Source organism: Flavobacterium sp. ov086 (assembly GCF_900187965.1).
GTDB lineage: Bacteria > Bacteroidota > Bacteroidia > Flavobacteriales > Flavobacteriaceae > Flavobacterium.
On record NZ_FZNL01000013.1, the window covers coordinates 1 to 12,368 of the forward strand.

At 33.7% G+C, this 12,368-nt stretch carries 9 protein-coding genes; 6 read left to right on the forward strand and 3 right to left on the reverse strand.

Going from position 1 to position 12,368, the window contains the following annotated elements:
• Both CHB81_RS14625 and CHB81_RS14630 read left to right on the forward strand, forming a co-directional pair.
• On the forward strand, positions 1-1,373 hold a 1,373-nt coding region (locus CHB81_RS14625; protein WP_141130405.1), incomplete at its 5' end, for a T9SS type A sorting domain-containing protein.
• A gap of 225 nt (positions 1,374-1,598) precedes the next feature.
• On the forward strand, positions 1,599-2,138 hold the full coding sequence (locus tag CHB81_RS14630) for a hypothetical protein (RefSeq protein WP_089352606.1): 540 nt from the start codon (positions 1,599-1,601) through the stop codon (positions 2,136-2,138).
• A gap of 64 nt (positions 2,139-2,202) precedes the next feature.
• On the opposite strand, the gene CHB81_RS14635 is transcribed toward CHB81_RS14630, so the two are convergent.
• The 3 genes from CHB81_RS14635 to CHB81_RS14645 all read right to left on the reverse strand — a co-directional run bounded on the left by CHB81_RS14635 (position 2,203) and on the right by CHB81_RS14645 (position 6,702).
• Positions 2,203-4,041, reverse strand: coding sequence for a T9SS type A sorting domain-containing protein (locus CHB81_RS14635; protein ID WP_089352607.1), 1,839 nt, complete (start codon positions 4,039-4,041; stop codon positions 2,203-2,205).
• Positions 4,042-4,230: 189 nt separating this feature from the next.
• Positions 4,231-5,199: a TerC family protein gene (locus CHB81_RS14640; protein WP_089352608.1), complete on the reverse strand. Its 969-nt coding sequence runs from the start codon at positions 5,197-5,199 to the stop codon at positions 4,231-4,233.
• A gap of 486 nt (positions 5,200-5,685) precedes the next feature.
• Positions 5,686-6,702: a glutamine synthetase beta-grasp domain-containing protein gene (locus CHB81_RS14645; protein WP_089352736.1), complete on the reverse strand. Its 1,017-nt coding sequence runs from the start codon at positions 6,700-6,702 to the stop codon at positions 5,686-5,688.
• Between the two features lie 426 nt (positions 6,703-7,128).
• On the opposite strand from CHB81_RS14645, the gene CHB81_RS14650 reads away from it, so the two are divergent.
• From CHB81_RS14650 to CHB81_RS14665, 4 genes are all read left to right on the forward strand, one after another.
• On the forward strand, positions 7,129-9,318 hold the full coding sequence (locus CHB81_RS14650) for a glutamine synthetase III (RefSeq protein ID WP_089352609.1): 2,190 nt from the start codon (positions 7,129-7,131) through the stop codon (positions 9,316-9,318).
• Between the two features lie 535 nt (positions 9,319-9,853).
• Positions 9,854-11,032 carry an AIR synthase related protein gene (locus CHB81_RS14655; RefSeq protein ID WP_089352610.1) on the forward strand — a complete coding sequence of 393 codons (1,179 nt, stop codon included), beginning with the start codon at positions 9,854-9,856 and terminating at the stop codon, positions 11,030-11,032.
• A gap of 200 nt (positions 11,033-11,232) precedes the next feature.
• On the forward strand, positions 11,233-11,589 hold the full coding sequence (locus CHB81_RS14660) for a hypothetical protein (RefSeq protein ID WP_089352611.1): 357 nt from the start codon (positions 11,233-11,235) through the stop codon (positions 11,587-11,589).
• 156 nt (positions 11,590-11,745) lie between these two features.
• Positions 11,746-12,354 carry a GNAT family N-acetyltransferase gene (locus CHB81_RS14665; protein ID WP_089352612.1) on the forward strand — a complete coding sequence of 203 codons (609 nt, stop codon included), beginning with the start codon at positions 11,746-11,748 and terminating at the stop codon, positions 12,352-12,354.
• Positions 12,355-12,368: the final 14 nt, after the last annotated feature.

Consider the following 12,368-nt stretch of genomic DNA (forward strand, 5'->3'; position numbering starts at 1 on the left):
ACTTATGTCAGGGCGGAACCACCAGTGTAAGTTATGTGATTACAGACAAATGTTACACCACTACAATTACTAAAAGCTTCACCATTACTAAAGCTGATTTACTTAATGTTTCAAGTCCTCCAAATAAAACAGTTATTTGTGGTGAAAATGCAGATGCAGCATTCATCGCATGGATTGCAGGATTTAAATACACAGGAGGATGTTCTGGAAATGTTCAGGCTACAGATTTGTCTCAATTTGTGAAACCTCAAATTGGGGTGCCATTAGTTATTGAATTTGTTGTTTCAAACAATTGCGAAACGATTAAAAAAATGTCAACATTTTTAATCACTCCATGTACAACTCCAATTTGTACCTATACTCAGGGTGCTTATGGAAATAGTGGAGGTATGTCATGTGCGGGAGGAGTTTCTTATACAACCAAAGCTCTTATTGCGAAATCATTAAGTACTTATCCAGGTGGAACAATGACAATTGGTTTAGCCGGAAAATCTGTTTTAGTATCTAATAATACGGCAGATATCAATGGTGTAATTGCATTTTTGCCAGGAGGAGGAGGAAGTAAAGTATTGCCAAACGGCAATCTGCATATCAGTGCATTAACTGCATCCTATCTTAAAAATGGTAAAATCAATAATACCTTATTAGCTCAAACCATTACTTTAGGGCTTAATTTAGGTATTGATAGTGAGTTGAGTAAATTTAAACTACAGGCAGGTATATTAGCTGTTGCTCAACCTGATGGTGGCTGCGGATCAAAAACTCCAAAAGTACGTTCTTGTAATCCTGACGGAACAGTAAGTAATGAGTATAAATTTTACACTATTCCAAACACTGTTGTTAGTAAACTGGGAGGAGATAAAACAGTTGGAGATTTATTCAACTTAGCCAACCAAGCGTTAGGAGGAGGAAATACCAACGGAGCTTCTCTTTCTGATATAGCAAGTTTGGTAGATTTGATAAACAATGCATTTGATGAATGTAGAATTTCAATGGGATACAACATTCCGCCGCTTGCTTGTGTAGCAACTCAAGAACCTATAGTTACGGAGACACCTACAACAACTCCAGAAACAACTGTAGTTGACGGTGGCGGAAAAGAAAGCAAAAAAGCTAGTTTTGATGCTTATCCGGTTCCATTTAAAAACTACATTACAATTCGTTATAACTTTAATTATGCGAGTGATGTCAAAATTGAATTGTTTGACATAGCAGGAACTTTGTTATCTTCAAAAACAGATACAAATTCTTATTTGGACAAAGAATATAACTTTAATATTGATTTCTACGTAGGTAAATTCCAAGTTTACATTCTAAAAGTTACAACTAGTAAAGGCAGCAGTTCTAAAAAAATCATTTCTGCCGGTAATTAGATTAATTTATAAACCTTATTTAAAGCATCCGTTAAAAGCGGATGCTTTTTTTTTTGAAAATTATTTTTTTTTTTGCCTCCTATTTGATTATTAGTGTTTTATGTGTGGAATAATTTGGGAAATGCAAATGACATTAAAAAAAGTTAGGAAAAAAATTATGTTTTTCTTTTTTTTGGTTTGATTTTTGGGATACCTTTATATATAAAATTTAAAAAAATATATATTATGAAAAAGATACTTACACTTTTCGCAATTGTTGGATTAATGGCGTTTTCTAGTTGTGAAGGACCAGAAGGGCCACAAGGGCCTCCAGGTGAATCGGTTGCTGCTGACGTTTTTGAAGTTGAAAAAGTAAATTTTAGTGCGACTGCTAATTCCGATTTTTATTTTAATTTTAAATCACGAATTTTTCCAGGTGATGTCGTTTTAGTATATAGATATGCTGGATTCTCTCCTACTACTAATTTAAATGTGTGGACAATTCTTCCTGATTCTCACTATTACACAGACGGAGGGTTTTATTTTAGCTATAAATTTGATTTTACTCAAGATGATGTTAGAATTTATACAGAGGGATTGGATTTAGTTGCAAATCCAATACCAGCTGATTTAAGGACTAATCAAATATTTCGTATTGTAGTTGTTCCGGGTAACAATCCTATAGTTACTACGGCTAAATCTATAAATAAAGCTGACTATTCAGATTATTATGCAGTTATTAAGAAATATGGTATTGATGACAGTAATGTTAAGAAATTAAACTAAGTTTTAATTCAATTATAATAAAAAAGGAAATCGTAAGATTTCCTTTTTTTATTTTATCAATTAGTTATTGTTTAATAAATGTTTTTTGTGTGGTACCAAAAGATTGGCTGTCAATTGTAATGAAATATGTGCCTACTGTAAGACCTGTAACATTTATACTTATCAACTTAGGATTTACAACTGAATAATTATTTGAATTAACTATATTTCCAATAATGTTAGAGATTGTTACTTTTGCATCGGATATGTCTGAAGTGCTTTCGATGTTTAAAATAGATGATGTAGGGTTGGGGTAAATTTTCATGTATGCTTCATTTGAACTACCAGTTAGAGATACTTCATTACTATAACTAGTAACAGTTGTATTAATCCATTTTGGATAGAAAGTTTGGTAATTGATTCTGGCAATTCTTCTATAGTTATATGAGGATTCAAAAACAAATGCAGGAGATCTTCGTCCATTACCTGAAATAACTTTTAAAGAAGATGGAGCTAGAAGATAGTCTTTTGACGTTGCTCCGGGTATATCTGTCCATACGGAAAGACCTCTTTCTTGTATTTGACTTTGCCATTGATAACCTATTCTTAATATACTGAAATCCTTATCATCGATATTAGGATTATCAACTGTTGGTGTTGAGCCAATTATTGTACTAGGAGTTTCGTAGTTAGTAAGAGATGATATTTTTAAGATTTGGTCACAACAAATGGTATTATTATAACGCAATCCTCTAACGACAACTTTTATTGGCTCGCTTGCATTGCTTATATTTTGATAAATTGCAATTCTTCTTACTAGATAGTAAGTGTCTTCTAGATTAGATTTTTCTGAAGGATCATAAAAATCCAAGTTTTCTGAATTTTCATTAGATATGGTAGTCCATGTTTTGGGACCTGATTGATTAGTGTTTGTCTTTGTATATTCCCATTTATAACTATCAACAGAAACGCCAGGGTCCCTTGGTTGAATAGTATAAAAAGGATCTTGTAAAACTTTTAAATTTACTACTGATCCCATACCAAAAATAGTCAAATTTTTTATACTTGATAATTCAATAAACCCTTCTGAGTTTATAGATCCAGAGGCTGAAATTGTATTTCTAAGTATTGGAGTTTGAACAACAGTAATAGTTATCGCGTTACTTTTATTTGGGTATTGACCACCATAACGATATCCTAAACCTCTTGTAACGGTAAGTTTTCCAATTTCAGTTAAATGATCAATCTCTAAAGTGCTACTGCTATTGCTTAAAAAGTTCACTCCTCCAGAAAGTCCAGCTCCGATCCATGTATAAGTGATACCATAAGGCTCTCCTTGATATGGGTTTAGATAAGTGCTTCCGGTTATTATTGCTGGTTTTTCTCCTACTCTAACTATTTGGTCACAACATAATGTATTAGGGATTTTTGTTGGGTTTGGAGCATCTGCAGGAGGGTTTAAATTGGTTCCTGTAGTCATTGTTGCATTTTTAACTACAGAAAGATAAGGACTTTTATATGCTACTGCAGATGCGCTATTGCTGTTTTTGTATTCGGCATAAACAAATCCTCCAGAGGTTTGAAAATCTGCCCAGTTTAAGTTTATTGTAAAACTTTTGGTAGCAGTTTTTCCGCCGCCAAAGTATAATGTACCACCATCGCCTCCGTTGGCGACATTCGCTCCAAGTGCTACAGAATTCATGTAATAAACTTTTATAGTTCCTTGATCTCCTACTGCGGCACCGGCAGGAATTTCTACTTTAACACCTAACGAAATAGTAGAGTAGGGAACAGAGGCAAGGTTAATTGGACCTGCACTAACATTAGATCCGTTTACGGATGTTGGTGTGATGGTAACTTTTTGCGCAAACAAAATAGTAGTAAACAAAAAGAGGAAAAAGAGATAGATGTAATTTTTTCTCATGATAAGACTTTTAAATTATTTATAATAATAAGTAAACCTAGTTATAAATAATGTATAATCTTATTTTTAATGGTTAAAATATAGTATTTATCTTGTTATTTAACTATTATTGAAGATTTCAAGTTTATCAAGGCATAAAAAAGGAGATCTAAATGATCTCCTTTTTTATACATATATATTACAGGAAAATTATTCCTCGTTTGAATCTGTAAGTGTTTTTTCTTCTCCAAATTTTAGAGAAACTAAAATCCCCACTAAAAGAGAAAGAGCAATAAAAGCTAAAGAAGCCCATTCAGGAACGTGAATAAAATCGTGAAGAATCATTTTTAATCCTACAAAAGCTAAAATAGCTACCAAACTATACTCTAAGAAACTGAATTTTGCCAGCATATTCGCCAGGAAGAAATACATAGAACGTAAACCTAAAATGGCAAAAATATTAGAACTAAATACTAAAAACGGATCTGATGTAATCGCAAGAATTGCCGGAACACTGTCTACAGCAAAAAGAACATCCATAACCTCAATAACAATCAAGGCAACAAATAAAGGAGTTGCTGCTTTTTTTGCCGTTTTTGTGCTAATGAAAAATTTCTCTCCATCCATTTCAGAAGTAATCGGGATGATTTTTCCAAGTGTTTTGTAAACAAAGGAATCTTTTGGATGAAAATCTTCTTCTTCACCTGAAAATAACATTTTCAAAGCTGTAAAAATTAAGAATGCACCAAACAAATACGTTGTCCACGTAAATTTATTGATAAGCATTACGCCAAAGAAAATCATTAATCCGCGGAAAATGATCGCACCAAGGATTCCCCAGAATAAAACACGGTGTTGGTATTTTTGAGGTATTTTGAAAGAAGCAAAAATAATAGCGATTACAAATATATTATCTACACTCAATGATAATTCGATTAAGTAACCCGTAATAAACTTCATTGAAGCAACGGCAGGTTTTAACTGATCTGGATTTGCAATATAATCTGTGGTATAAAGCCAGTAAATTACTCCCGAAAACAAAAACGAAAGTGTTACCCAAATCAAGGTCCATTTACTTGCTTCTTTGGTACTAATAATATGAGGTGTTTTGTTGAAAACGCCTAAATCTAAAGCAAGAATAATTACAACAGCTACTAAAAAGAAAATCCAAACCATTATGATATTTTTTAAATGATTTACAAAGATAGTTTTTGAAGTTTAACTTAAAAATTTATTAATAGAAATTACCTTAAAATTTAGTATTATAAACCCGACAGGTTTTTAAAACCTGTCGGGTTTGAATGCGCGTAATATCTTTGTCAAAGTTTTAAACTTTGACAAAGATCCTTACACAAAGTTTGCCCACACATTTTTGTCATACCGATTGCTATCGGGACGTTGCTACAACATAAATCATTCCTCCGGAATTTTTTCTAGCAGTTCCATAGGAACAAAATATATTGTAGGGATGTCCCGAAGCTTCGGGATCAATCCATCATTCGCAATCAAAACCCAATCTTGTCATTCCTCGTTCGGAATGACAATGATTGTGGTTATTTTTGCGTGAAGCCAAAACCGTAAAATTTCAAAAACCTGTCGGGTTTATAGGCAAAAAAAAGTGCCATCTGATCAGGATGGCACTTTTAAGTATTTATAAGCTTTGAATTATAGCACTGATTTTACAGTTTTGATAATTCTTGCAGCGATTTTGTATGGATCACCGTTTGAAGCTGGTCTTCTGTCTTCAAGGTATCCTTTCCATCCTTTTTGAACAGTATATAAAGGAATTCTAATTGAAGCTCCTCTATCAGATACTCCATAAGAGAAATCGTGAATAGAAGCAGTTTCATGTTTTCCAGTTAAACGTTGGTCGTTGTAAGCTCCGTAAACTGCAATGTGTTCTGCAACAACAGGACGGAAGGCTTCACAGATTTTTTCGTAAGTTTCTTTAGAACCACATGTTCTTAAGATCTCGTTAGAGAAGTTAGCATGCATACCTGAACCATTCCAGTCTGTGTCTCCAAGTGGTTTTGGGTGATATTCTATATAGTAACCATATTTTTCAGTCAAACGATCTAATAAGTAACGAGCAACCCAAATTTCGTCTCCGGCTTTTTTAGCACCTTTAGCAAATAATTGGAATTCCCATTGTCCGCAAGCAACCTCTTGGTTAATACCTTCGAAGTTAAGTCCGGCAGCGATACATAAGTCAGCATGTTCTTCTACTAATTTTCTTCCGTGAGTGTTTTTTCCACCTACAGAGCAGTAGTACATACCTTGTGGAGCAGGATATCCTCCAACAGGGAAACCTAATGGCAATAAAGTTTTAGTATCCATGATGAAATACTCTTGTTCGAAACCAAACCAAAAATCATCATTATCATCATCAATTGTAGCTCTACCGTTAGAAGGGTGTGGTGTTCCGTCAGCATACATAACTTCTGACATTACAATGTAACCATTTATACGAGTTGGATCCGGGTAAATCGCAACTGGAACTAATAGACAGTCTGAAGATCCACCTTCAGCTTGTTTTGTTGACGAACCATCAAATGACCAGTTTCCAAGTTCTTCTAATGTTCCTTTGAAATTTTCGTGCTCTTCAACTTTAGTTTTACTTCTAAGATTTTGAGTTGGTTCATATCCATCTAACCAAATGTACTCTAACTTAATTTTAGCCATAATAATATAAATTAATTTTTTTTGTTTTTTTCGTTGGGTCAAATATAGATTTATTTTTTTAGTCCTAAAAATTAGGGGGCTATTTTGTTTAGCAGAGTATTATTTTTTAGAGAAGCGCAATTTTGGCAGGGGTATATTTTATAAAAAGCAATTTTTAACACCATAAAAAAATAAATTCGTAATAATTACGGTAGATTTTTGAATTTCTGGGTTAAGGAATTATGAAAAAATGTTTATTTAATGAATAATACTAAGGTGTTTTGTTATATTTCTACAGATAAGATTCATTATTCTTTGTAAAAAGCATCTTCTATTGAAAAATCGTCGCATAATTTTCTAAAATTTATCTTTCAAACGGGGGGTTTATTCTTTATATTTGTTCTTCTTTTTTTATAGGAATTATTACAAATTTTTAAACTTATATACATGTCAACATTACGTTTTCAAGCTTTAAAAGAAGCTTCTACAAGAAAGCCGGTACATTTTGAAGAAATAGACAGAAAATCTAATATTTTTGGTTCAAATGTGTTCAATGAGAAAGCAATGAGGCAGTTTTTAACTTCAGATGCTTTAAAAGGGGTAAGAGATGCGGTTCAACATGGAACTAAAATAGACAGAAAACTGGCTGATTATATCGCCATGGGAATGAAAGAATGGGCTCTTTCTAAAGGAGTTACACATTATACACACTGGTTTCAGCCTCTTACGGGAACAACCGCAGAGAAACACGATGCTTTTTTTGAAACATCGTATGATGGAAGCGACCCTGTAGAAAAATTTGGCGGAGCACAATTGGTGCAACAAGAGCCGGATGCATCAAGTTTCCCGAATGGAGGAATCAGAAATACTTTTGAAGCCAGAGGTTACACAGCGTGGGATCCAACTTCGCCAGCCTTTATATATGGAACAACATTATGTATCCCAACAGTTTTTATTGCTTATACAGGAGAAGCTTTAGATAATAAAATTCCGTTATTAAGAGCATTATCTGCAATGGATGAAGCTGCGACAGAAGTATGTAAATATTTTGATAAAAATGTAAAAAAAGTTACTGCTACTTTAGGCTGGGAACAAGAATACTTTTTGATCGATAAAGCTTTGGCAAATTCACGTCCGGATTTAATGATGACCGGAAGAACATTATTAGGGCATACATCTGCAAAAGGACAACAACTTGATGATCATTATTTTGGATCTATCCCAACGCGTGCCTTAACGTATATGAGAGATCTGGAACAAGAATGTATGTTATTGGGAATTCCGGTAAAAACGCGTCATAACGAGGTTGCACCAAATCAGTTTGAGTTAGCACCAATTTTTGAAGAAACCAATCTTGCTGTAGATCACAACTCCTTATTAATGGATGTGATGCAAAGAGTTGCAGAGCGTCATGATTTTAAAGTGTTATTTCACGAAAAACCATTTAAAGGAGTAAACGGTTCCGGAAAACACAACAACTGGTCACTGGCAACAGATACAGGAGTTAACTTATTAAGTCCGAGTAAAACGCCAATGAGCAATTTACAATTTCTTACCTTTTTTATTAATACCATAAAAGCAGTTAACGATTACGAAACTTTACTAAGAGCTTCTATCGCAACAGCAAGTAACGATCACAGGTTAGGAGCAAACGAAGCACCACCGGCAATTATCTCTGTTTTTATTGGAGCACAACTAACAAAAGTTTTATCAGAATTAGAAAGTGTAACAACCGGAAAATTATCTCCGGAAGAAAAAACAGATTTAAAACTAAATGTAGTCGGAAAAATTCCGGATGTACTTTTAGACAATACAGACAGAAACAGAACTTCGCCATTTGCCTTTACAGGAAATAAATTTGAGTTCAGAGCGGTAGGTTCAAATTCAAACTGTTCAAATTCAATGACTACTTTGAATGCCATTGTGGCCAAACAATTGAAAGATTTTAAAATAGAAGTAGATGCTTTAATTGAGTCGAAAGACATGAAAAAAGACGATGCAATCTTCAATGTTTTAAGGGAATACATCAAACAATCTAAAAAAATACTTTTTGAAGGAGACGGATATAGTGATGCCTGGGAAAAAGAAGCCGCTAAAAGAGGTTTAAGTAATTTTAAAACTACTCCCGAAGCGATTAAAGCCAAAGTTTCTAAACAAGCATTTGACTTATTCGAAGAATTAGGGATTATGAATCATATTGAAGTTGAGGCACGTTACGAAATTGAATTGGAAGAATACACGAAGAAGATTCAGATTGAAGGAAGGATTTTAGGAGATATTTCAAGAAATCACGTAATTCCAACAGCAATTCGTTACCAAAATACTTTAATCGAGAACGTAAAAGGACTAAAAGAAATTTTCGGGAAAGAGTTTGAAACCATTGCCAAAGAGCAAATTGTTTTAATCAAAGAAATTTCAGGTCATATAGAAGGAATAAATTCTAAAGTATTAGCGATGACAAATGAGAGAAAAACAGCAAATCATTTGACAGATGCTCAAAAAATGGCCGAAGCATATTGCAATAAAGTAAAACCATATTTTGAAGATATTCGAAATCACTGCGACAAATTAGAATTATTAGTAGATGACGAAAGTTGGACCTTAACTAAATACAGAGAATTGTTGTTTACCAAATAAGATTCTCAAAATAGCACTTTAAAGCCTGTCTCGAAAAAAGACAGGCTTTTTTTTGAGATTATCTTTAAATAAAAAAACATATAAAGTAGTATTTTTCTTCTTATTGTAAAATAAGATAAAGGCAGTTCATCGAGATAGTCTCACATTTTATCGAAAAGAAGCTAATGTGTTGAAAAATAAGTAAATATGTCTAATTTGGTTTGAGATAAGTTTTCTAAATTTGAGTATGAAAAGGAGGGAATCAAGAACGAATCTACTTTTCAAATTATTTTTTAGAATGATAAATTTCTCCAAATTGTATAACCTGCATCACAAGTTGTATTAGTAGCCAATTAAATATAAGCCTTGAAAATGTTTAAAACAATTTAGTTGCACAAAAAAGCGACAGTATTTAAAAACTGTCGCTTTTTTTTGTGAATCACAGATTTGAAGAAAATATGATTTTAATTAGAATAAGTTCTAATTTTAAATCGTATAGTCCCAAGAATTAAAAAAAGGGATTATCTTTGCACCACATCAACACAAACTAAGTTTCATGAGTTCAGATTCTAGCAAAAGGTACGCACAAAGAGGTGTTTCGGCATCAAAAGAAGACGTACACAACGCCATAAAAAATATTGATAAAGGTTTATTTCCTCAAGCATTTTGTAAAATTGTTCCAGATTATCTTACCCAGGATGAGGAATATTGCTTGATTATGCACGCAGACGGCGCAGGTACAAAATCGTCATTAGCGTATATGTATTGGAAAGAAACAGGTGATATTTCAGTTTGGAAAGGAATCGCTCAGGATGCTTTAATCATGAACATCGACGATTTATTATGCGTTGGTGCAACAGATAATATCTTGCTTTCTTCTACAATTGGAAGAAATAAAAACTTAATTCCGGCCGAAGTTATTTCAGCAATCATCAACGGAACCGAAGAATTAATCAACGAATTAAAATCTTTTGGCGTAACGATTCATTCAACAGGAGGAGAAACTGCCGATGTTGGAGATGTAGTTCGTACCATAATTGTCGATTCTACCGTTACCGCTCGTATGAAACGCAGCGATGTAGTAGACAATGCAAACATTAAAGCAGGCGACGTAATTGTTGGTTTGACATCTTTTGGTCAGGCAACTTACGAAAAAAGCTATAATGGCGGAATGGGAAGTAATGGATTAACATCTGCACGTCATGATGTTTTTGGGAAATATTTAGCTAAAAAATACCCTGAAAGTTATGATGCCCTTGTTCCCGAAGAATTAATCTATTCAGGTCAGGTAAATTTAACTGATGAAGTAGAGAACAGCCCAATAAATGCAGGTCAGTTAGTACTTTCTCCAACGAGAACTTACGCGCCAATTATCAAGAAAATTTTAGACACTTATACACCAAACGAAATTCACGGAATGGTGCATTGCAGTGGAGGAGCACAGACAAAAATTTTACATTTTGTTCAGAACCTGCACATTATAAAAGACAATTTATTTCCGGTTCCACCATTGTTCAAGTTAATTCAGGAACAATCAAAAACAGACTGGAAAGAAATGTATCAGGTTTTCAATTGCGGTCACCGTATGGAAATTTACGTTCCTGAAAACATTGCACAAGATATTATTGCGATTTCAAAATCGTTCAATGTCGATGCACAAATCGTAGGTAGAGTAGAAGCGGCCGATGCTAAAAAGCTTACTATTACCAGTGAATACGGAACATTCGAATATTAATTTTTTTAAGTTACAAAGGTTCAATTCCGAAGCTTCGGGACTGAGTTGCAAAGGTTTTTTATACTGGAGTTTCAACAGGACCTTTTTATTAATAATTAGCTTTTTTAGGAGCTAATCCCGCTATCCGTTACAATCTTTTGTGTCCGCCGCGGCGGACACAAAAGGATTTTCACTACTATCGGGGCTAAAAACATCAGGCTATGTACGAATTACTTTTTTGGAAATACTTAGAAGAAGTCTACTTAAACCACCATGAGGTTTACGAAGCCCTTGTCGAAAAAGAAGAAATTGAAGGTTTAGAAAAACTTCCTGTTGAAGTAATCATGAACCGAATCGCTTCTGTTTTTTCAGAATGGGAAAAAGTAGATGAAAACAGTTGGCAAAATACCAAAGGAAAAGGTGCCTTTCAAGTAATCACAACTCCACAAAGTGTCAAAATCGACTGTTACGGAACCGAAGGCAAAACCATGAATAAACTAGTTGCGTTGATGGAAGAATTCAAATGCCCGTTATACGATCCGCAAGTTCCGGAGCGCTATGATGAAATGAGTGAGTAATTTTAAAATCAACTAAAAATAAACAAATAAGCCTCTAACTAATAGAGGCTTATTTGTTTATTTTTTTGTTCTTCTTTTTATTTTTTTCAAATATCTTTACAAAGCTTCTTTTGAAGAAATAGAAACATTTCATAGCAATCTCATCAGAATTTAAAAATGAATACAACATCTAATTTCAGTTTCTCAGACAACGTTATCCTCGAAGACGATTTGGTTTTATTACGACCTATCCAAGAATCAGACATCGAAAATTTATTAGAAATTTCGATCAATGAGCCAGAAACCTGGAAATATTCATTAGTTGGTGCGGACGGAAAAGAAAATTTGGTAAAATATATCCAATCAGCAGTAAAAGCGAGAGAAGATAAAAGAGAATTTCCGTTTATAGTATTCGATAAAAAATCTCAAAAATACGCAGGATCAACACGTTTTTACGACATTCAGCTTGAATACAAAACGCTGCAATTAGGATATACCTGGTATGGATCAGCCTTTAGAGGAACCGGACTTAATAAACACTGCAAATTTTTATTACTGCAATTTGCATTCGAAACCCTTGGAATGGAGCGTGTAGAATTCCGCGCCGATAATAATAACGAGCGCAGTGTCGCTGCCATGAAAAGCATCGGATGTAAAGTTGAAGGAGTTTTTCGTAACCACATGCCAACCAGAGACAGCGAAGTACGTCGTGATTCGATCGTTTTAAGTATTCTTAGAAACGAATGGTTTGATACGGTAAAAGAGAATTTGAAGAGAAAATTATAATTATTTTCTGTAGT

Bases quoted from the DNA above. Each gene is read 5' to 3' on its own strand.
- CHB81_RS14635 (WP_089352607.1), bottom strand. From the start codon at position 4,041: ATGAGAAAAAATTACATCTATCTCTTTTTCCTCTTTTTGTTTACTACT.
- CHB81_RS14665 (WP_089352612.1), top strand. From the start codon at position 11,746: ATGAATACAACATCTAATTTCAGTTTCTCAGACAACGTTATCCTCGAA.
- CHB81_RS14645 (WP_089352736.1), bottom strand. From the start codon at position 6,702: ATGGCTAAAATTAAGTTAGAGTACATTTGGTTAGATGGATATGAACCA.
- CHB81_RS14660 (WP_089352611.1), top strand. From the start codon at position 11,233: ATGTACGAATTACTTTTTTGGAAATACTTAGAAGAAGTCTACTTAAAC.
- CHB81_RS14630 (WP_089352606.1), top strand. From the start codon at position 1,599: ATGAAAAAGATACTTACACTTTTCGCAATTGTTGGATTAATGGCGTTT.
- CHB81_RS14655 (WP_089352610.1), top strand. From the start codon at position 9,854: ATGAGTTCAGATTCTAGCAAAAGGTACGCACAAAGAGGTGTTTCGGCA.
- CHB81_RS14650 (WP_089352609.1), top strand. From the start codon at position 7,129: ATGTCAACATTACGTTTTCAAGCTTTAAAAGAAGCTTCTACAAGAAAG.